We start from the raw sequence: 22278 nt of genomic DNA, 5'->3' as shown, positions 1-22278 counted from the left end.
TAAGGGGGCGAGAATTTTACCGATATTAGCAATAAAAGTAAAATATTCATTAAATAAATGCCAGCACTTACTAACTGTTCAGCGCTGGCTCATATAACCTAAGAAAGCAAAGCAATATCACTTTGTTTTATACTCTTAGCTTTATTGCCCACAATATCATCAACGTTAAGCTCGTTTATTAAGGCCTCGCCTTGTGCTTGTTGCTCATCGCTCAGTGGCACATACGGTAATCTAAATACGGGATTTACCGCGCCTGTCATCATCATTGCGGTGTTTATTGCAATCGGGTTTGGCTCGCAGAATAGCCAGTTCATTAAAGGTTGTAATGAGGTATTTAACGCATCATTTTTAGTATCCATTAACTGGCGGAACAACCCTGGTATAAGATTAGATGTGACCGATATAACACCGTGTGCATTGTGCGTGTGACGTGCATCGTGTGCTTCGTCATCGTTACCTGACCAACACGCAATGCCTTGCTGTTCGTAATGAGCAATACGCTCGTTACCACCACATTCTTTTACACCAATTAAATTAGGGTGTTTTGCTAATGGCTCAATAATATCAGGGGTTAAATCTTGCCCTGTGCGCCCTGCTACGTTGTAAATAAACGCAGGGCCAATATCCAGTACACGTTTAAAGTGCTCGTTAACACCAGCAATAGAAGTGCGGCCATAATATGGGTTAATTTGCAGCGCGGCATGCATACCACTTGCAAAGCCATACTTAGTGGCTTTAATAGCTTCGCGGGTATTATTGCTACCCGTATTCCCTACAATTACCAGCTTATCGCCATATTTATTTGCACTGTGCGCGATAAGCATTAAATGCTCTTCCCAGTTCATTAGCTGGCCTTCGCCGGTTGTACCACCAACCACAATGCCATCTACACCCGCTGCAATTTGTATTTCAACGAGTTCATCGTACTTTGCTAAATCTATTTCACCATTCGCTAAGTATGGGGTTTTAATGGCGGTAATTAAGCTTGCTTGTTTAATTTGTTCTAGGGTGCGCATAAAAATTCATTATTTATAAAACTTGCGCTATTTGTAACATACTTGCAAGCATTTTTGCAGGCCTAAGCGAATAATAAACGTAAAATGGCTTGTGTTATTTAGTTTGATAATACAAAATACAAATACTGTACATTTAAACAGTGTTTGTGTTTTTAACTTTAAGCGAGCCATTATGCGTTTATCTGACTACTTAGCCACTCATTTTTATAACACCGATGAGCTTTGCCATGCTTTAAATATTGATGCCGAGCAACTAGATACATGGCAGCAGCAAAGTATTTTTCCTAAACCAAGTTATTGCATAAAAAGCCAATTAAGTTGCAGCTCGTACTCTGGTTTGTATGAATGTGAAGAGTACGATGACTATTACCCGCGCGGCTGTGTAAATTGGGGGCAAGGGCTAATAAAACAAAAAATAGAATCCTCTAGTAATGCCTTTAATTACTTTGCGCAGCAGTACACGGCAAGCCTGAGTAAACTTGCCCAGCAAGGCTTTAGTTTTGATGAAGAATTATTTGGCTGCGAAATAGACGAGCATTTACAGCAAGTGTGGCAACAGTTTTTATGCAGCAAATACGGCGTACTGACACAAAACGGTTTAATTGACGAAATAGTATGTGTGGATATAGGCCGCTTGCTGGTAGACGATATTACTGAATTGCGCACTAAAGGGAGTTTAAACCAACAAGAGCGTACGCAGCTTCACCCCGCGATGAAATTACTCAATAAAGCATTAGGCCACGGTGCCGATCACGAAAAACAACACACATTACGTGCCCGTTACATAGATGCACTTATTTTAAAGTACGATTTATCGATTAAATAAAATGGCTGAGGTTTTAATACGAGGTGGGTATTTAAAAGACTAAGTAACGCAAATGGCGATGTAAGTTTACGCCGCCACTGTATTTTACTCATTAACTAATATTAAGAGTGCTTTTTACTAGCCGATGGTGTTGTACACATCAATATTACTGCTTGTTACAAGCCCGGTAACTTGGGTACCAAATGCTTTGTAGTGAGGCTCTTGTTTATGAGCTTCAAAGTGTTCTTGCGACGCCCACTGCTCACTTACAAGGTACTCGGTTTTGTCTGAGTCACGTTTAACCGACAACTCGTAACGCAAACAACCCACTTCTTGACGTGAATACTTTTGCAGATTTTCGAGCGCAGTTAAAACAACCTCTGCGTCGATATTTTTGCTCGCTATAGTGGCAATTACCGTTAACATACGGAGTCCTTTTAAAAAAATAAAGGTGCAGCTTTGCTACACCTAATGTTGTTTTGCGTATTTTATTACTGATCCCACTGCGGCGCAAAATCAGGCGTAGCTTGGCGGTCGCCACAATCAAGTCCGTCAATACGAGCAATGTCTTCAGCGTCTAATTTAACATGGTCATTAAAGTTATCTTCTAAGTTTTTACGCTTAGTTGACGATGGAATGGTGGTCATGCCGTTGGCATTAATCCATGCAATAACTACTTGCGCTGGCGATGCCTCATGCTTATTAGCAATATCAATAATAGTTTGATCTTTAAGTACTTTACCAACTACAAATGGCATATACGCTGTAACGTGAATGTCGTGCTGGGCACAGAAAGCGCGTAGCTTAGTATTGGTTAAATACGGATGCACCTCAACTTGGTTAGTAAATATTTCACGCGAATCAAGTGTTTGCATTGCTTCGTTTAAGTTGGCAATAGTAAAATTAGATACGCCAATATGTTTTGTTAAACCAAGCTGCTTAGCTTTTAAAAGCTCCGTTAGGTACTCACTCATTGGTTCATCATTTGAAGGCGCTGGCCAATGAATAAGCAGTAGATCGACAGAGTCTACTTGTAATTTCTCAAGTGACTTTTCAACGCTGGCAATAAAGTCAGTTTTGTTAAGCTTATTGTTCCACACTTTGGTGGTTAAAAATATTTCGCTGCGCGGAATGTTACTATCTTTTATGGCTTGGCCTACTTGCTCTTCGTTACCATAAATTTGCGCAGTATCAATATGACGAAACCCCACTTCTAACGCCATTTTTACTGAATTGTAGGCGGTATCGCCTTCTAAACGGAATGTTCCCATGCCTAAATCTGGCATTTCTATTACACGTTGTGTCATGGCTCTATCCTTATAAAATAATCGGTTAAAAATACAAACTGTTTAAAGTTTTACGAAATACACCTTTTACTTCTTTTGTGTTGTCACCTAAAAATTTATGACCTCAATACAGGTAATGAGGTCATAAATTTAAGTTTCAACCTTAACAGAATACTTTATGCTTGTTTCACTTCTCGCTTATCAAGCATGCCACTGTAACGAGTTACTACTAATGCTAGAGCACAAATTGCTGCGCCAATCCAAGCGGTATCTTGAAGTGACATACCCTCTACTACACTGCCACCAATAATTGAGCCCAGTGCGATACCAATATTAAACGCTGCTATGTTTAAGCCCGATGCGACATCTACCGCATTAGGAGTATGCTTTTGCGCCTGCTTTACGACATAAAGCTGTAAACCCGGTACGTTACCAAACGCAAATGCACCCCATACTAAAATAGTCAGTACGGCCGCTACTTTTGACTCCATCGTAAAAGTAAAAGCCAATAAAATAATTGTCAGCGCACTAAATATAATACTCAGTGCGCTAATTGGGCCGCGTTTATCAGCCAGTTTTCCGCCCCAAATATTACCAATGGCTACCGATACACCGTAAACCAGCATAATTAAACCAATCGCTGAAGGAGCAAAACCTGTTTCTTGCTCTAAAATAGGTGCTAAGTAAGTAAACGCAGTGAACGTGCCGCCGTAACCTAAAATTGTCATTAAATATACGAGTAATAATCGCGGCTTAACAATAACCTGAAGCTGCTCTTTAAACGTTGCCGGAATAGACTGTTTTAAGTTTTTTGGTACTAAAATAGCGCTGCCAATTAAAGCGATTAAACCCAGTACCGACACCACTAAAAACGTTGCTCGCCAGCCAAAGTGTTGGCCAATCCAAGTGCCTAGTGGCACACCCGTCACTAGCGCTACAGTAAGTCCGGTAAACATAATAGCAATAGCACTGGCTTCTTTATCTTTACTTACTAAGCTTGTGGCAATCATTGAGCCAATTGAGAAAAACACCCCGTGAGCCAAGCCTGTTAAAATACGCGCTAGTATTAATGTTTCGTAACTAGGCGCTTGCCATGCAAGTAAGTTACCTAAAACAAATAAGCCCATTAAGCTTATTAGTACAATTTTACGGTTCCAACGCCCAGTTAGTGCGGTCAGTACTGGTGCACCAATGGCAACCCCTACTGCATATAAACTAACTAGCAAACCGGCTGAAGGTAGGCTTACGCCTAAATCGTTTGCAATAGTAGGCACTAATCCCACTATTACGAACTCGGTTGTTCCTATTGCAAATGCGCTTAAGGTGAGCGCCCACAAAGCCAATGGCATAATTAAATCCTCATTATTAGTTAAGACTTACAGTTTGACTAAAAATGTGTTTGCAAAAAATAGCATTAGTGACAAAATACTTTTGTAATTAATGCAAAAGTAAGGTGCTCACGTATGGCTCAGCATGCAAAAACCGAAGACTTAGAAATGTTTTTAACGGTAGTAGATAGCGGAAGTTTTTCAGCAGCAGCTAATTTGCTTGATCAGCAAGTTGCAAAAGTATCGCGGGCCGTGTCTCGCCTTGAAAACACGTTACAATGTACATTACTAAATAGGACCACTCGCCGATTAGAGCTAACCGAAGAGGGCCATACCTTTATTAAATATGCTCGCGATGGCTTAAACACCTTACAAACCGGCGAAGAAGCAATAAAGCTTTTAAAACAAGCCCCTAGTGGAAAATTACGTATTGATGCAGCAAGCCCCTTTGTACTGCACCAATTGGTACCTTTAATTGCTGAATTTAATACGCAATATCCCCACATTACGCTCGATATAACCTCCCACGACAGCATTATAGATTTGCTCGAACATAAAACCGACTTAGCAATTCGTATAGGCGAGTTAAAAGACTCCAACCTACATGCAAAAAAGCTCGGCGTAAGTAAATTGCATTTAGTTGCAAGCCCTAGTTACCTTAAACATACACCGACTATTTCGCACACCAGCGACTTAACTCAGCATAAACTCATTGGCTTTACCGACTCGCCCAAACTTAATAACTGGCCGCTAAAATCGCCCACAGCTTTAAATTTTGGCCTAACCGCAAGTAGCGGCGAAACTGTACGCCAACTATGCTTGGCAAACCAAGGGGTGGCGCTGCTTTCGCACTTTATGATTGGTGATGATTTAAAATCAGGCAAGCTAATAGAAATACTGCCAGGGAGTATCAGCACGCCAAACAACCGCGAAATTGTGCAAGCGGTGTATTACAAAAACAGTGCTGTATCGTCGCGTATAATGGCCTTTTTAGACTTTATAAAACCACTGCTGAAATTGTAAGTGACGTTTTATACCAAACGTTTAATTAAGTAATCTATATTGTGGCTGGAAAAACGTTTTGCTAGCTAGGCAAAAAATTGGCTATTTCGTTGTTCTCAGCAATTGCTTCTGCATCCATGCAGTCGTAAATGAAAATTTTTTAACGCAGGTAGCGACACGTTTAGCCCCGCAATATGATTAAGTATTATTGTGGATTGGTTTTGAGCCCAAGGGCAGCATAACTAACACCCTAAATAAAAAGGAATAAAATGGACTCGTTAACGCAGGTAGTTTTAGGTAGCGCAGTAGGTTACGCCGTATTAGGTAATAAAATTGGCCGAAAAGCCGCTTTATGGGGTGCTGCTTTAGGTACTTTACCCGACTTAGATGTTTTTATTCCTTATGGCGGGCCAGTGGAGGCATTTACTTATCATCGCGGTTTTAGCCATTCGTTTATTGTGCACTTATTAATTAGCCCCCTTATTGTTTGGCTTATTTTAAAAATACACTCCGGCATGCAAATACATAAAGCGCGCTGGTTTTGGCTGGTATTTTTATGTTTATCGACCCATGCATTACTTGATAGCTTTACAGTATATGGTACGCAATTAATATGGCCGCTTAGCGAGCACCCTTTTGCTATTTCAAATATATTTATAATTGATCCCCTGTACACCCTGCCGTTATTGTTGGCCTTTCTGTGCACTTTAATACCTAAAATACATACACCGCGCATTTATAAAATTAACGCCGCTATGCTTGTGCTCAGTAGCCTTTATTTATGTAGCTCTCTTATTTTAAAAGTAATAATTAACAATAAAATAGACGCCGCGTTTGCACATAAACACATACACATTAATAACTATGTAAGCACCCCCGCCCCACTTACGACCTTGCTATGGCGAGTTGTAGCGATGTCTGATGGGCAATATTACATAAGTTATGCCTCGGTATTTGACTCCCCTGAAGAGGTTACAATAAACCGCTATAACACAAGCCCCGCTTTGCTAAACGATATTAAAAATGAATGGGGCATAAAACGTTTGCAGTGGTTTACTAAAGGTTTTTATAGCGTGAAAGAGCAGCAAAATAAAATTGTTTTATCCGACTTACGTATGGGCATGGAGTGTTATTACGTATTTAATTTTGCAGTTGGAGAAAAAACTAACAAAGGAGTGCAGGTAAGCAACTTTGAAAAACTAAATCAGCGCTCAAATTTAAGTAGCCTAAGTAAAGTGTGGGGTAGAATTTGGAACCCTGATGTCAGTTTAGCCCCGTCCTATGCAGACAAAAACTGTATGAAAATGCCTTAACACTCTGATTATAATTGCATTCATTAATCTGAGCTGGCGTTAAAATATTTAAGTTTGCTTTCGCTAGCTAAAATTTTAAGTGAAACAAAACAAATTAGCAGCTTGAAATAGATTTATTATCCAAAGCTCAGGTTGGTGGTTAATTAATAAGGCGCAGCTAAGTGAGCGTTTCACCTGCGCCTAAGTATTAATTTTGGTGCTCGTATTGGCCTCGGTATACCTCAAACACTTTTAAAACAGTGTGCTGTTCTTTATTTAGATTATCAAACCAATCGTCAAATAGTTCGTCGTTATCTTGCTCACTTAACGCCATATATTGTGCTAATAGCTCAATAATATCGTTGTGTGTACAGTCTATTGGATTAATTTGCTCAGATAAGACTGTGTGATCGCGCTCTCTAAGGGTTTCCATCACCCCTTGGTCTATTTGTTCTTGTTGTGCTGCGTCGCTCATAGCTTACCTCTAAACCGTAAAAATTTTCTTGTTAACACTTTTTATATAGTTATAACAGCCTAAAAACTAATAGCCAGTATTTTTGGTTTAAGTGGTTATTTTTTGAATTGTTTGCGCAATTAGCCAGCAAAAATACCAGTAAATGAGAGTAAAAATCATTTGCACAAATGCCGTAAACGCGATAACCTATAGTTATATTATCACATAACAACTTGAGGCGTATTATGAAACCTAATATCCATCCAGATTACAACGTGGTTGCTTTTCACGATACAGCTGCCGATAGCTACTTCATTATTGGCTCAACCATTAAAACAGACCGCACTATTGAGCTTGAAGGGAAAACGTATCCGTATGTGCCTATTGATGTGTCTAGCGACTCGCACCCATTTTACACTGGTAAGCAAAAAACGGTGGCTAGTGACGGCCGTGTCGCGCAGTTTAACCGTCGCTTTAAAAACTTATCTACTGCCAAAAAAGGTGAGTAATGAAAGTATTAAGCTCGCTTAAAAGCGCTAAGCAATGACCAGGATGTCAAATAGTGAAGCGAAAAGGACGTGTTTTTGTAATATGTAAAGACAATCCACGTTTTAAAGCAGTACAAGGAATGAAGAAAAAATAACACTAATTCCGTGAAGTATACGGGTAAACGAACCATGTTTACCCGTATTTTTTATTTAACAACTACAGAAAACTCAGGTTGGGCCTGAATCACTTTTTTAACAGTACACGTATTAACCGCAGCAATAAGTGCTTTTTTATATTTTTGAGGAAAGCCATCTGGTAAATTAATTTCGATAGAAAATAATTTTTTACCTTCTTCATCTACGTTTTCATTATTTTGCGTAAGCGTCATCCCTTGTGTAGAGATATCGCGTTGCTCACAAAATTTACGTGCATAAAACCCAGCACATAGCACCATGCTTACTAAAAAGTAGTCAAACGGTTCTGGGTGCTCGGCACCGCCACCAGCATTAATACTTTGATCGCTTATTACTTCAAGGTCGCCAAATTTTGCACTTTGTTTTTGACCCTCTAACAATGACACTGAAATTTCCATTACTATTCCTTAATTAATCTGCACCCTAAATAAGAGCTTTACTAAATATTGAAAAATGAGCATTCAAACTACTTAATCTGCAGCTATACATTTTATTAAAACATCACAAATCTGCGCATCAATAATGCGCTACTGCGAAAAAGTTAGCATATGTAGCGCTGAAATAACTGCTCGACATTAATTTACAAAAAAGCTGAGGTTAATTACCAAACAATAAGTCAAAAAAACCCGGAGGCTCGTGCAACTCATGATACTTCTTGCGTAAATCATCTATATTTTTAAGGGCTGGCTTTGCTGCATCAAGCCCGCGCTCATTCGCTAATTTTTTTGCCAACTTTGCTTGCGCAATAACTTTATCTAGCCCTTGTAGCGACATTTGTGCTTCTTTATGAAAGGTCGCTTTTTTACTGGTTTCAACCAAAGTAATAAACTTATCTATGGCGGTATTAAAGCCACCTATACCTACTGCTTGCACCGCATTTTTATAAGCAAGGCCTGTATTTTTCATATTAACTTCGAGATCAACTTCTTGCTCTGAAATGGCCGCAGTACTAAATACAAAAGTAAAAATTAAAACTAAAAACTTCATGGTAAAACCTATTTATAAAAAACAGTATAAGTGTATCAAGTTTACGTAATAAAGTAACTCAAGGTGCATAGGATGCTAGATAACTGTAAAGGGGCTTTACAAAAATTGTGATACTGCAAGTTTTATAGTGAAAAATTTTCAAATTTAATTTTTATTCTTACTATTTCTCAAAAGTTGACTCATTTAACAAGTTAAATTAAATACATAAACCTTACAAATTCGCCTATAATTAGAGCACCCCATTTAAAGGTTAAAATACACTCAATGGTTATATTTAAGCCATTATCAAATCAATGGCGCTCAAAATAAACTCTTTAATATTACCAATACAATTCCAATGTAAATTAATTGACAGCAATTAATAAACAAACCGTAAACACCCATAAAACTTATACTCCTAACATCACCTCGCTTTGTTGTTAATTTAACAACAACTCACCTGTAACTTATTTCATGTTAGTGATTTAGGCTTATTTTAGTTGCTTTTAATAAAATAATACGCATGCAATAATCGCCGGCCCTATAACAAAAGTTATAGGGCTTAGGCTAAATGCACTGTGTATTTAGCTAAAAGATAATGTATTTAATTATTATAAAATCTCCTTTGGGAAACACATGAAACGTCATAATTTACTTTCTACTAGCATTAAATGTGCATTGATTACTGCTGCTGCAACAGCGAGTAATTCTGTACTTGCACAAGATGAGCAAGCGACAAAAATTGAACGCGTTGAAGTAACGGGTTCGCGTATTTTACGTGAAGGCGCTATTGCACCGGCACCAGTAACAGTTATAAGCGGCGAGCAGCTAATTAATACTGGCGCTGTAAACATTGGTGAAGCACTAAACAACTTACCAGCACTTGGCAATACATATTCAATGGCTAACTCAGGCCGCTTTATTGGTACTGCTGGTTTAAACATTCTTGATTTACGTAACATGGGTACCGACCGTACCTTAGTACTTGTAAACGGTAAGCGCCACGTATCTAGCTCAGCGGGCTCTCAAGCTGTTGATACAAATACTATTCCGAGCGTCTGGGTTGAGCGAGTAGAAATTATTACTGGTGGTGCATCAGCTGTATACGGTGCTGATGCGGTTACAGGTGTTGTCAACTTTATATTAAAAGACAACATTGAAGGTATGGATTTTAGCGTTACCCGTGGTTTTGCCGATTTAAACAGCTACAACAACGAAAAAGCAACGTTCTCGTACGGCTCTAATTTTGATAACGACCGTGGTAATGCCGCTTTTGCTATTGAGTACTCAGGCCAAGATTCATTAAATGCACTTGACCACCCTTGGACTAGCACATCTTTTAGCAGCTTACCTAACCAAGCCCAAACGGATGAGAACAAAAATAGTGCTGACTTTCCTGATAAAATTTTAACACCTAATGCGGGTTATTTCGCCATCAATGATGCAGGTGTTTATGCACTTGAAGATCCAAGTAAATTTATTAATAGCTTTAACCCGGATAGCAGTGCTCGTGACTTATACATAGGCAATAACGCAGATCCATATTCATGTGCAGAATGTGACTTTTTTAACCTAGGCCAATTTGAAGAAATACAACCTGAGTTTGAGCGTTACAACGTAAACTTTAAAGTTAACTACGATGTTACCGACGATTTAAACGTCTACTTTGATGCAAAATACGTAAATAGCCAAGGCGAAAGCATAGGTCAACCTGCGTTTTTCTTTTTTGACAGCGACAACAGCATTAAAATTGATAACCCTTACCTAGACCCAGATATCAAAGCGCGTATGCAAGAGGAAGGCGTTGATTCAATCATGGTTAACCGCATGATGAGTGACCTTGGCCGCCGCGTTGAAAATAATACACGTGAAACAACGCGTTTTGTTACAGGCTTAAAAGGGACTGTGTTTGAAGACTGGGAATTAGATACATCAGTTGTGTATGGTCAAACTGACTTAGAGCGCGAAAATGGCGCTAATATGATTTTAGCCAACTACTTTAATGCCCTTGATGCCGTTGAAGATGCAGATGGCAACATCGTATGTCGCAGCGCTGCTGCACAAGCTGATGGCTGTGTACCGGTAAACATTATGGGTTTTGGCGCACCATCTCAGCAAGCGATTGATTACATAAATACGGTCTCTGTAGGTACGTCAACTATTAAGCAAACCGTGGTTTCTGGTTCACTTGCCAATGGCGCTATATTTGAATTACCAGCAGGTTATGTAGGTGTTGCGTTTGGTGCTGAATACCGTAAAGAAGAAAGCGAAACAAAAGAGCCTGATAACGCAGAAGGTACATTTTTTAACGCTTTAGGCGAAGATAAAGGCTCGTTTAATGTGCGTGAAGTATTTTTTGAAGCAACTATGCCTATTTTAACTGACTTACCGCTTATTCAAGATTTAGTATTTGATACCGCAGTACGTCATGCTGATTACAGCACAATTGGCGAAGCAACTAGCTGGAAACTAGGCCTTGATTGGACTGTTAACGATGAACTACGTGTGCGTGTAACGCAATCTGCAGCACTTCGTGCGCCTAACATAAGTGAAGTATTTGGTGCAGCAAGCCAAACTTTCTACAATGTAGAAGACCCGTGCCGCGCTGAAAACATAGCTAATTTATCAAATGCAGCAACACGCACCGCAAACTGTGCTGCATTAGGTGTTGCAAGTGACTTTAACTCAGGTTACGACTCAGCCTCTTTAGATGGCTTAACAAGCGGTAACCGTGATGTTAAAGGTGAAGAGTCTACAAGTACAACGGTAGGTATTGTTTATCAACCAGAGTTTTTAGAAAACGCTGTGCTTACTATAGATTACTGGGAAATTGATCTAGAAAATGCAATTGACACAATCGACGCGCAAGAAATACTTGACCGCTGTGTTGATAGCACAACAGGTATAGACAATCAGTACTGTAATTTAATTACACGTAATGCCAGTGGTGAAATTTCGCTGATTCAAAACTCAGTGCTTAACGTAGCTGGTCAAAAGGCGTCTGGTGTTGATTTTGAACTAGGCTATGACTTTGATGCGCTAGAAGGTAGCTTTAAAACACGTTTAATTGGTACTTACCTTATTGAACGCAAAGATTACCCGTTCCAGGATGATCCTAGTTCATATATTGAGTATGCAGGTACAACCGGCGAAGCGAAATGGCAGACTAACCTATCTGTAAGCTACGTAATGGATAACTTTTATTCAACGGTTGAAACACGCTTTATCAGCGAAGTTGATTTATACACAAATGTAGAGCTTGCGAGTAACTCGAACCCAAGTAACCAAATGTCTTACGGTAAATACTTTATTACCGATATGACAGTGGGTTACAACTTCGATAGCGGCTTAGGCGTTAAAGTAGGTGTTGATAACCTATTTAATCGTAAACTTCCGTACGGTACACGCGGGACCGGCGAAAACAGCGCAAGTTACGATAACATTGGCCGCTTTGGCTACATTAACTTAAGCTACAGCTTATAATTAGTAACAACGTTTATTAATTAAGTTAAAGGCTCGCACTGCGAGCCTTTTTATACCAATGCGCTTAATTAAGTGATCTATTTTGCAAATTGGTATTACTGCACTTCATTTAATATTACTTAACCATACACTTTGATATGGCTCTAGCTCTATAGTGAGTTGATCCTCGGTAATTGTTTCATTAGCCACTAAATCAAACCACTGCTGGGTGTTAATTAAGTTTAAATCTGCAAGGGTAAGTACTTGTGGTTTATCACTTATGTTATAAACGCAAAATATACTTTGGCGCCTGTCTATACTTTGCCGCCAAAAACCAAATAATCCCCCCGCTAAGTGCAGCGTAAATTGCGTGGCATTAGGATGAAATGCACTTTGTTTTTTTCGAATACCTAATAAATGCTTAATACCATTAAACACTTTGTGATGATGGCTATATTTATCACCTAAAGCCGATAATAGTTTTGACTCTTGCCAACGATGACGGTTAATAGCACGGTTATGCTGTGAGTTTTCAAAGCGTTCGTAATCGTTCGTTGTGCCAAGCAAGCTATGAATATAAAGCCCAGGGATCCCTTCAAGCGCAAACATAATGGCGTGTGCACACATAAATCGCTCAAGGCCAAACTTATCTTGCCCATTATGCGTGCCTTGTAATGCATCAAAAAGTGCAATATTTAGTTCATACGGTGTGTGCGTACCATCGTTACTGGTGCGCATTGATACACGCCCGCCAAACTGCATAGACGTACTCACCAATGACGCTACTTCGCTTGGTTGTAACAAGCCTTCTATTGGCCTAAGTCCAATGCCATCGTGCGAGGCAATAAAGTTAAAGTAAGTGGTGCCGTTTTGCGCAGGCGGCATACTCATCATCCAATGCTTAATGGCTGTGCTATCTCCACTGAGTAATGTATGCAGTAATAAGGGCGGTAAAGCAAAGTTATAAATACTGTGGGCTTCGTTGGCGTTACCAAAGTAAGAGAGGTTTTCTTGGTTTGGTATGTTTGTTTCGGTAATTATGACAACGCTTGGCTCAGTATGCTCTATAAGGGTGCGAATAAGCCTAACTGCTTCATGCGTTTGCGGTAAATTAATGCAATTTGTATTGAGCTGCTTCCATAAAAATGCAACCGCATCTAGCCTAAACAAACGTACGCCGTTATCTAAATAATGGCGAATAATGCTTATAAATTCTTTTAAAACTTCCGGGTTACCAAAATCAAAATCAACTTGGTCGTGGCTAAACGTACACCATACATGTTTTTCGCCGCTTGGTGTGGTTACCGTATTTAATAGTGGTGACGTACGCGGGCGTACTACATTAGATAAATCATCGGTTAAACTTGCCGTTTTAAAGTAATCTTTGCCGGGGTCCAAATCGTTTAAAAAGTTTTCAAACCATACACTTCGGCTAGAACAATGATTAATCACTAAATCTGCCATTAGCTTTACATCTTTGGCGATATTTTTTATATCTTGCCAATCTCCTAGCGATTCATTTACTTGCACGTAGTTCATTACCGCAAAGCCTTCATCAGAGCTATACGGGTAAAATGGCAATATATGCAAAGCATTAAGCTGCATATCGCACTGCTCTTTTATAAACCGGTGCAAGGTTTTAAGCGGTGCTTCTACCGGTTTTGCAACAGCTTGGTCTCCCTCATCGTGCTTAATAATAGAGTCGCCATAGGCTATTAATATAATATCTTGCTCGTCCCAACGGTTAGTATGGGGTGTAGGGTCGCGCAGCGGGCTGTCGCCTAAAATTATAGTTATAAGCTGCTCAGCCAGCTCTGTAATACTTAAGGGCAGTTCAACATCTTTATAAATAATATGTAGATGTTGCTCTACCCGCTGTAAAAATAATTCGCTTACTGTATTCACACGCGCCCCTTATTATTGTTTTATTTATTCACTAAATTCTTTATTATCAAGATCAACCGCTTCTCTTAAGCGCTCAAAAACATCTGGCATGGCCGATACAACACGGTTCCAACTTGGCACAAATGGCGCTTCCATTGGGTTATCTAAAAAGTGCTGACCTGCTTCCATAACATTTTTGGCAAACATTTCTACGGCCTTTTCCTCTTGGTGCACATCTAAGGTTAAACCATTCATCAGTGCATCGTTATGATACGTTTCTATAAAGTCTAAACCAATACGGTAGTAAGTTGCTTTTAAAGAACGAATTGTTTCGCTGGTAAAAGTAACCCCTTGAGTGGCTAATTTTCTAAATAGTGCCTTGGTTATGTCTATCGACATTTTAGATAAACCGGCGTTTTGGTCATCAAGAGAAAGTTCCTGATGCTTATGATCGTAGTTATCAGCAATATCCACTTGGCATAAGCGATTATGCGAATAATTACGGTACATTTCACTTAGTACGCCAATTTCAAGGCCCCAATCACTCGGAATACGAATATCGTTTAGCACATCACGTCTAAACGAAAACTCCCCTGCTAACGGGTATCTAAAGGTATCCATGTACTCAAGGTAGTCGGTATTGCCTAAAATAGTTTTGAACGAGCGTAATAACGGCGTTACTAATAAGCGCGATACTCGGCCATTAATTTTGCCGTTTGCAGTACGTGGGTAAAAGCCTTTACAGAATTCATAATTAAAACGAGGGTGTGCTACAGGGTAAATTAAGCGCGCTAACAAACCTCTGTCGTAAGTTAAAATATCGCAATCGTGCAGGGCTATCGACTCTACCTCTGAGGTGGCCAATTTATAACCCATGCAATACCACACGTTTCTGCCTTTACCAAGCTCACGCGGTGCAACGCCTAGCTCTTGTAATTCTTTATCAAGCGCTTGCAAACGAGGACCATCGTTCCAAAGCACTTTGTGGTTTTGGTTAAGCTCTTTAAAAAAGCCTAAAGCATGGCGGTATTGTGACTCGTCTGCCCTGTCTAAACCTATGGTAATTTGCGATAAATAAGGAACCTCTCTGAGTTCTTTTACAATGTTTTGCAGCGCTGGGCCTTCAAGCTCACTAAACAACGAAGGGAGTATTAACCCCATTGGCCGTTGCTTACTAAAACTAATTAGCTCTTCTTCAAGCGCTTCTACCGGTCTATCGGCGATGTTATGTAAGGTTGTGATGATGCCATTTTGATAAAAATCAGCCATGTGATTTTCGCTCCTCAATAGTATTTAAAATGCTGCTAATACAAGGCAATGTGGTTATTTCTTCAATCCAACCCAGTGGAGCGGGCGATTGGGAATAACGCGCCTTGTTATGTGTTAACTTAACCGGCTTTTTACTGCTTGGGTTATGTATGATAATGGCGATATCAGCTTGCTCTAGCATCTGCTTATCGTTGTCACTATCACCTAGTGCAATTACCGTGAGAGGCTTTCTAAAATGTTGTGAAATTTGTTTAACTAACCACTGCTGTGCAGCGCTTTTATCGGTGTTTTTAGCAATATGTATAAACCGCCCGCCTATTTTTATTTCGTAGCCGAGAGCTTTAACATCGTTTACAAACGCATTAAGTAATTCATCGCTTCCGTGCCAATAAAGTGGGTCTGAAAAATCGCGTGTTTGAGCGCGCCTTGCATGCGCTTCATCAAGCCCGGTGAGGGATGATATTTGCTCGCTCGACAAATCACTAAATAACTTATAATGCGATTTATATTCGCTGCTTAAGGAGCCTAAATCACTAAGTAAATTAGATAAGGGTGATGCAAATGCATAACACCAATACGCCCCTACTTGCGAGCAGCCAATGGGTTTAAGCTCAAAATAATCTACGGGTAAATAAGCAGCCGCGCCATTTTCAACAATAAAAGGCTGTTGAATATTAAGCTCGTTTTTAAGTTCAACCACTTCGCAAAATGTTTTACTCGTATTAAACACCACAGGAATGTGGGCTGCTTGTAAGTCTTGCAGCAAGCTACTGATATTTTTAGTGTTGTAATCGGCGTGATCGAGTAACGTGCCATCTAAGTCGGTAAATATAATAGGTTGCAGCGTATCGTCGCTGGTTAAGTGCATAGCACTAATATCGCGATTACTATCAAGCTCTATAAGGGCGTTAGCTTTAGCACTTAGGGTGTTTAAGTTTTCGCGAGTAATACGCTCAAAATGAGAAATAAAGTGCACCAGTTGCTCATCACTCATGGTGCCATCGCCCTCGCCCTTAGCGGCAATAAGCTTTTGCTCTTGCTCTTGTCGCCACTTAAATACATCTTCAAAGCTCGGCGCTTTGAGCATCACCGTGTAATCTATTTTACTAAACACACTTTTGTATTCATTTGCTAGGCAACTGTTTACACAACGACGCCACACGCCTTCTTTATCGTGCTGTGTTTCTAACTCGTTTATAGGCTCACTTAAAGAAAATAACGGTTGTGGCTCACTACCTACGCACCAGCCTTCTAAAATAATAATATCAATGGGTTTATTGTTACATTGCCATGTTTGCTCGGGGCTGCAATCGTCGTGATGCTTGTCAAATTTAGGCAAAGGCACGCCAACCTCCTTTGCAAGTAACCGGCTTATGGTGGTATTCATTAACCCTACATCGTGGGTGCCAGGCACACCACGGGTGGCAAATAATGGGTGTACGTCTTTGGCAAGTCCTTGGCGGTGTGCTTTAGATAAGTAAAAATCATCAATAGAAAGCGCGACACTGGTAAACGGCGTGTTGTTACTAAACCAAGTAACTAAAAAATCTGCGAGGGTGGTTTTTCCTGAACCTTGGCATCCATTTATGGCGACAAAAATAGGGGTGTTATTTTTTTTTGATTCTAGAATATCGTGTGCAAGCGGGATAAAAAATTGCTCACTAAGGTACTGATACTTTAAAGGCAATTGGTGCTTTGCTAAAAATGGGGTTATATCCACAATACTGGCCTCTGACATAGTAACTCCTTATATTATGAAGTAACAAATGCAGGTACTAGACCACTATTATTTTTATTTAATTATTAGTAACTTACAAAAATAGCGCAATTAGTATGCGCTATTTTGGTGCGTAAATTTTACATACAGTGCAAAATTAATCAGTTTCTGGTTCGGCTTTTGGCAATACTAAGTTAAGCACAATACCTAAAATGGCGCACAAGCTAACGCCTTCTAAGCTAAATTGGCTACCCCCAATGTGCATACCGCCAATACCGCATACTAATATAAGTGCCACAATACTTAAATTACGGGGTGCAGTTAAGTCATCACCAGATTTAACCAACGTATTTAAGCCCACTACCGCAATTGAGCCAAATAACAAAATCATTATGCCGCCCATCACAGGTACAGGAATTGTTTGTAAACCAGCGCCCATTTTTGCCACAAAGGCCAGTACCACAGCAATTATAGCAGTCCACATCATTACTTTAGGGTTAAAGTTTTTGGTCAGCATCACTGCGCCAGTTACTTCAGAGTAAGTAGTGTTTGGCGGACCACCAAATAAAGAGGCAGCGGCAGTGGCTAAGCCATCACCAAATAAGGTGCGATGTAAGCCTGGTTTTTTTAAAAAGTCTTTATTGGTTACTTGGCTAATAGCCATCATATCGCCAATATGCTCAATAGCAGGTGCAATGGCAACAGGCACCATAAAGAGAATGGCTTGCCACTTAAATTCGGGCCATGTGAAGTTTGGTACAGCCAACCAGCTCGCTTCATTTACGCTACCAAATTCAACCACACCCATTACCAGTGATAAAACATAACCCGATATAACACCCGCTAATATAGGGATCAGCTTATATACACCTTTGCCCCACACTGCAAAAATAAGTGTTACAACAAGAGAAAACAGCGAAATAATAATGGCTTTATCGTAAGCAATAAGTTCAATACTGCCGTCGCCACTTTTACCCATTGCCATATTTACCGCAACCGGTGCAAGGGCTAAACCAATCACCATAATAACGGGGCCGACGACCACAGGCGGCAAAATTTTATGAAGAGTTGCCACCCCTTTAAATTTAACCAATAGCGCTAACAGCATATAAGCACAGCCCGCTGCCATTAAACCACCCATGGTGGCTGGTACGCCCCACATTTGTACTGAGGCAATAATAGGCGCAATAAACGCAAATGATGACGCTAAAAATATAGGCACCTTGCCTTTCGTCACTACCTGAAATAATAAAGTACCTATACCCGCTGTAAACAAAGCGACACTTGGGTCAAGCCCCGTTAATAAAGGCACTAACACTAACGCACCAAATGCTACAAACAACATTTGGGCGCCGGTTAAAATGGTTTTTATAGAAAATGTAGAATTATTTTGCACTGTTAAACCTTAGTAAACCGTACCGAAAATTTTGTCACCTGCATCGCCAAGCCCTGGGATAATGTAACCCTTTTCATTTAAATGGCTATCAACTGAGGCAGTAAAAATCTCAATATCAGGGTGAGCGGCTAATGTTTTTTCAACGCCCTCAGGTGCAGCAACCAGTACAATTACTTTAATGTCTTTACAGCCTGCTTTTTTAAGCATATCGATAGTAGCAATCATTGAGCCGCCAGTTGCAAGCATTGGGTCTATAACTAAGCTTAAGCGCTCATCAATATTGCCTACTAACTTTTCAAAGTAAGGTACTGGCTCAAGCGTTTCTTCGTTACGCTCAAGGCCCACTACACTTACCTTAGCCGCTGGGAGTAATGACATTACGCCATCCATCATGCCAAGGCCTGCGCGTAAAATAGGCACAACAGTAATTTTTTTGCCTTTAATGTGCTCTACTTTTAATTTGTTGCCGTCCCAGCCAGTAATTTCGTTATCTTCTAACTGTAGGTTTTTAGTTGCTTCGTAGGTTAATAAAGTACCTACCTCAGAGCATAATTCACGAAAGCTTTTAGTACTTATACCGTGAGCGCGCATTAAGCCTAATTTGTGTTGAACTAGAGGGTGTGAAATTACGTGAATTGACATGATAAAAACCTACTGATACAAGAATTGGCGGTATTTTATATTAAAAAAGGTCATTTGACCTGCAATTTTAAATAAGTTTTCATAGATCGTGCCAAAATGCATTGATTTGCTTGATATTTATGCAAGCGACACACTGCTTTATGTTTATAAGTTGTTATCTGATAACGTTAAATTTACTTGCGCCAACATGTAGCTATTTATTTTAAAATGAGTTGGGCTCCAACCCGCTAAAAAACGATAAAAATCGGCCCAAGCTAATGGCCATAATGCATGCCACTTTGCAATTACGTCATCGGCATTTATTTGCGGTTGAAACACTAAAAGCGCATTTTTTAATTGGCTAAAATAGTAATGTAAATACTCATCGGCGCAGGTATGTAATTGCTCGTCGTTTAAGCAGCTGGTCATAAAATACATTACATCGCAAATCCCTACCCCAGCCCCAACATACTGAAAGTCATAAGCGAGTATTTCACTTTGCTCATTTGCAGCAAAATTGGCAAGTTTAGCATCGCCATGTATCAAGGTTTTGTAGGGTGATGCTTGCAGTGTTTTATCAATTTTATGAGCCGCATTTTTAATATCGGACTTTTTGTCAGCGCTTTGTTTTAACTTATTAAACTCATCTGGCCGTGTGCTCAAATGCCAATAGTTCCCTTGTTGCCATAAGCCCTTTGCTGGCTTATTTAAATTAAAGGCATGAAAAAATGCTAACCAGTTTAGTATTGCCTTTATATGCTGTGAGCTTGCTTGAGCAAAACCATATTGAGTAAAGTTTTTAAATACTAACGCATAATCGTCACCATCATTAATTGCATTAATACAGGTAATACTTTTAGCGCTTGTCGGTAAGTACGCGCTGTATAACCTATAAAAATTATATTCAACTTTATAAGACTGCTGCTTTCTCTTTAATGCAAATTCGCTTTGTTTAATTTTTGGATGGTTTATGTAGCTTGGTATTTTAATCGCTTTGATAACACATGGCTCGGCATCAAGCGTGCACTCGACAATACTGCCACACCCGCTCCAAAGCGATGTTAGCGTATTACCAATTTCAATGTGTTTAAAATGAGGCTGTAAAAGAGGAAGATAAAATGCCATTGCTATATTAAGTCATTAAGTTTTTTATAGTTTAACATTAGAAGGTATTTTTAATAAAACGATAGCATTCATAAGCCCCTTACTTAGTCTGACACCCACCTAATTTCTACAAAGTGAATTACAAAAAGTTAAAGTTAACTAATGAATTTATGTTTTTTAACTGTCCAAAAATATTTTGAGTTTTAAAATAGAGGTATTACTAGTTAAAGCATAAATGCCAGCCACAAAAATCCCTACATTATGTAGTGGGAGTGCTCAATAGCACAATTTTTAGCGTGACACCCACCTTAATTTCTAAATTACAAAAGGTTAAAGTTAACTAATGAATTTATGTTTTTAACTGTCCAAAAAAATTTGAGTTTTAAAATAGAAGTATTGCTAAATAAAGCTCAAATGGCTGCCACAAAAAAACCTACATTATGTAGTTGGAGTGCTCAAAAGTGATTAGGCTCTAAGCGAATAACTTTGCGCAGTTACTGATATTCGCTCGCCGCTTTCGGTTTAAGTTTTCGCAATACCCGTCTTGTGAGGCTGGCCTGCCCACTGCACCATGAAATACGCGTGTAAATTGTGTGGTGAGTTTTAACCAGTTTTCTGATGATATATTAAGCCTTTCTAGCAAAGGAAGGGTCATATTATCTATATGCCCGTGCTTACCCTCTCGCATTACTCGCCCTGTTAGCTCAACAAGTTCAAGGTACGATTTAAGCTCAAACGGCAGCCCTTTAGACATAATTTGACGTGGCAAACCTGCAAAGCGAAGTAGTTGTTTTGGCTGCTTGCCTTCTTTTGCGCATATTAAGCGTACTTGAGCGCTGGTATGGTCTGACTCTTCTGGCGTGTTAGCCATCTTGGCTCTAATGGGGTTTAAATCTACATAGGCCATACACGCTGCAATTGCGGCTTCATCAAGTAAAGCTTGCGATTTGAATCTACCCTCCCAGAACCTCCCTGTGCAATTATCTTCTTTATTTGCTCTTCGCGCTATATCTTCATTTAACAGGCGCATAAACCAGCTGATACTTGCTAAACGTTCTCGGTATTGTTTTACCGTTTGATTGAAAAAGATGAGTTCAACTTTACTTAGCTTCTCGCCTTGTATGTATTTTTGCGTTAACAATGTGCCCTTACAAAGTTTATGCCAGCGAATAACAATCGCTTTATCATTCAGCCTATTTGCTTTTTTATCATCTACATACAGTACTAAATGGGTATGATTGCTCATTACGGCATAAGCGCACACATCAATACAAAATACCTTAGCTAATTCACCCAGCTTATCTTCAACCCATCCTCGTCGATGCTCGTAAGATTGACCAGTGAAACGGTCTTCGCCACATAAAAATGCACGACGAACACACCGTGAAATACAGTGATAGTATTTTGTATCAACCAAACTTACTTGTCGCTTTCTTGCAATTGCCATAAGACACTCTGCCTGTTTTTTGCACTAAACAAAAGCTAGCCTCTAATTGCGTTAAGTGCAAAATTTAAGATGGGTGTCTTGTTTATTTACGAAGGAATAAACAAGTTTTTATGACCAAACTTAAAAGGAAAAAGTACTCTTAAATAAACTCCTTTGCTGTTTGCTGCAACTTTCAAAATACCATTATGTCTTGTTTTGCCGATATACCCATTTCCAGTTTGGAAATTTTCGTCTGGATTATCGTATTTATTATTTCCATACTTTTTAGCTAAATTTTGCCAGCCACTTTCTTTTCCTAACGTATAAGAGACACCAAACCAACCAGCTATAAAAACGATAACAAACCAGTGGGAGGTTAAAAAAGATTCTAATAAGTCCTGAAAATTGGTTACATACTCTTGAGCGATAGGAGGTATTTCACCACCAGTGCCTGAGTAGAAAGAAAGGATGAAAAATGAAAAAAATGAAACAGCCCAAATTAATCCAATAAACTTTAAAATAATCTTCATACTATCCTTGTGGCTTATAGACATAATGACTCCCACA

General features: G+C 39.5%; 20 protein-coding genes and 1 pseudogene. 6 read left to right on the top strand and 15 right to left on the bottom strand.

From position 1 onward, the window contains the following. Nucleotides 1-98 precede the first annotated feature (98 nt). A complete protein-coding gene (gene dapA, locus CWB60_RS06165; protein WP_138577308.1) occupies nt 99-1016 on the bottom strand; it encodes a 4-hydroxy-tetrahydrodipicolinate synthase in 918 nt (305 codons plus the stop codon). Nucleotides 1017-1188: 172 nt separating this feature from the next. Here dapA and CWB60_RS06160 point away from each other — a divergent pair, with 172 nt between their 5' ends. Next, the gene (locus tag CWB60_RS06160) at nt 1189-1842 is read left to right on the top strand and encodes a DUF6058 family natural product biosynthesis protein (protein WP_126008961.1); all 654 of its coding nucleotides are present in this window, start codon (nt 1189-1191) and stop codon (nt 1840-1842) included. Nucleotides 1843-1959: 117 nt separating this feature from the next. Here the strand turns inward: CWB60_RS06160 and CWB60_RS06155 are convergent, their stop codons facing one another. The 3 genes from CWB60_RS06155 to CWB60_RS06145 all read right to left on the bottom strand — a co-directional run bounded on the left by CWB60_RS06155 (nt 1960) and on the right by CWB60_RS06145 (nt 4456). Further along, nucleotides 1960-2247 (bottom strand): putative quinol monooxygenase, encoded by a 288-nt coding sequence (locus CWB60_RS06155; protein ID WP_126008963.1) that lies wholly within the window; start codon nt 2245-2247, stop codon nt 1960-1962. A gap of 65 nt (nt 2248-2312) precedes the next feature. Then, nucleotides 2313-3128 (bottom strand): 2,5-didehydrogluconate reductase DkgB, encoded by an 816-nt coding sequence (gene dkgB / locus CWB60_RS06150; RefSeq protein WP_004586484.1) that lies wholly within the window; start codon nt 3126-3128, stop codon nt 2313-2315. A gap of 155 nt (nt 3129-3283) precedes the next feature. Next, nucleotides 3284-4456: an MFS transporter gene (locus tag CWB60_RS06145; RefSeq protein WP_004586485.1), complete on the bottom strand. Its 1173-nt coding sequence runs from the start codon at nt 4454-4456 to the stop codon at nt 3284-3286. Between the two features lie 114 nt (nt 4457-4570). Between CWB60_RS06145 and CWB60_RS06140 the strand changes: the two genes are divergently transcribed. Continuing rightward, entirely contained in the window at nt 4571-5458 is an 888-nt protein-coding gene (locus tag CWB60_RS06140) for a LysR family transcriptional regulator (RefSeq protein WP_138577310.1), read from the top strand. A 248-nt stretch (nt 5459-5706) separates the two neighbouring features. Next, nucleotides 5707-6750: a metal-dependent hydrolase gene (locus tag CWB60_RS06135; protein ID WP_138577312.1), complete on the top strand. Its 1044-nt coding sequence runs from the start codon at nt 5707-5709 to the stop codon at nt 6748-6750. Nucleotides 6751-6937: 187 nt separating this feature from the next. On the opposite strand, the gene CWB60_RS06130 is transcribed toward CWB60_RS06135, so the two are convergent. Further along, a complete protein-coding gene (locus tag CWB60_RS06130) occupies nt 6938-7204 on the bottom strand; it encodes a hypothetical protein (RefSeq protein ID WP_024031803.1) in 267 nt (88 codons plus the stop codon). 224 nt (nt 7205-7428) lie between these two features. Between CWB60_RS06130 and CWB60_RS06125 the strand changes: the two genes are divergently transcribed. Together CWB60_RS06125 and ykgO are read left to right on the top strand one after the other, a co-directional pair. Next, a complete protein-coding gene (locus CWB60_RS06125; protein ID WP_004586488.1) occupies nt 7429-7692 on the top strand; it encodes a type B 50S ribosomal protein L31 in 264 nt (87 codons plus the stop codon). Then, a pseudogene (ykgO, locus tag CWB60_RS06120) lies at nt 7692-7826 on the top strand (type B 50S ribosomal protein L36). The gene CWB60_RS06125 and the pseudogene ykgO overlap by 1 nt, the downstream one beginning before the upstream one ends. Before the next feature lie 51 nt (nt 7827-7877). Here ykgO and CWB60_RS06115 read toward each other — a convergent pair. After that, a complete protein-coding gene (locus CWB60_RS06115; protein ID WP_004586490.1) occupies nt 7878-8264 on the bottom strand; it encodes an OsmC family protein in 387 nt (128 codons plus the stop codon). 199 nt (nt 8265-8463) lie between these two features. Then, nucleotides 8464-8853, bottom strand: a complete 390-nt coding sequence (locus CWB60_RS06110) for a cytochrome b562 (RefSeq protein WP_024031804.1) — start codon at nt 8851-8853, stop codon at nt 8464-8466. Nucleotides 8854-9468: 615 nt separating this feature from the next. Here CWB60_RS06110 and CWB60_RS06105 point away from each other — a divergent pair. Next, nucleotides 9469-12315 (top strand): TonB-dependent receptor domain-containing protein, encoded by a 2847-nt coding sequence (locus tag CWB60_RS06105; RefSeq protein ID WP_138577314.1) that lies wholly within the window; start codon nt 9469-9471, stop codon nt 12313-12315. Nucleotides 12316-12420: 105 nt separating this feature from the next. Here CWB60_RS06105 and CWB60_RS06100 read toward each other — a convergent pair whose 3' ends face one another. From CWB60_RS06100 to CWB60_RS06065, 8 genes are all read right to left on the bottom strand, one after another. After that, on the bottom strand, nt 12421-14199 hold the full coding sequence (locus CWB60_RS06100; RefSeq protein ID WP_004586493.1) for a sugar phosphorylase: 1779 nt from the start codon (nt 14197-14199) through the stop codon (nt 12421-12423). Between the two features lie 24 nt (nt 14200-14223). Next, nucleotides 14224-15447 carry a glycosyltransferase family protein gene (locus CWB60_RS06095; RefSeq protein WP_029771978.1) on the bottom strand — a complete coding sequence of 408 codons (1224 nt, stop codon included), beginning with the start codon at nt 15445-15447 and terminating at the stop codon, nt 14224-14226. Continuing rightward, nucleotides 15440-17185, bottom strand: a complete 1746-nt coding sequence (locus CWB60_RS06090) for an HAD-IIB family hydrolase (RefSeq protein WP_138577316.1) — start codon at nt 17183-17185, stop codon at nt 15440-15442. Before CWB60_RS06090 ends, CWB60_RS06095 begins: the two co-directional genes overlap by 8 nt. A gap of 136 nt (nt 17186-17321) precedes the next feature. After that, nucleotides 17322-18560, bottom strand: a complete 1239-nt coding sequence (locus CWB60_RS06085) for a uracil-xanthine permease family protein (protein WP_054981874.1) — start codon at nt 18558-18560, stop codon at nt 17322-17324. Nucleotides 18561-18569: 9 nt separating this feature from the next. Beyond that, nucleotides 18570-19202: a uracil phosphoribosyltransferase gene (gene upp, locus CWB60_RS06080; RefSeq protein WP_004586497.1), complete on the bottom strand. Its 633-nt coding sequence runs from the start codon at nt 19200-19202 to the stop codon at nt 18570-18572. Nucleotides 19203-19346: 144 nt separating this feature from the next. Then, complete coding sequence (locus tag CWB60_RS06075) at nt 19347-20306, bottom strand: phosphotransferase (RefSeq protein ID WP_138577318.1); 960 nt, start codon at nt 20304-20306, stop codon at nt 19347-19349. 451 nt (nt 20307-20757) lie between these two features. Continuing rightward, on the bottom strand, nt 20758-21732 hold the full coding sequence (locus tag CWB60_RS06070; protein ID WP_138577320.1) for a transposase: 975 nt from the start codon (nt 21730-21732) through the stop codon (nt 20758-20760). 86 nt (nt 21733-21818) lie between these two features. Then, the coding region (locus CWB60_RS06065) for a hypothetical protein (protein WP_212746870.1) at nt 21819-22278 on the bottom strand (460 nt) is incomplete at its 5' end.

The sequence above is a fragment of the Pseudoalteromonas sp. S327 genome (assembly GCF_005886415.1).
Taxonomy (GTDB): domain Bacteria; phylum Pseudomonadota; class Gammaproteobacteria; order Enterobacterales; family Alteromonadaceae; genus Pseudoalteromonas; species Pseudoalteromonas atlantica.
This window is presented reverse-complemented; position numbering and strand designations above follow the sequence as displayed.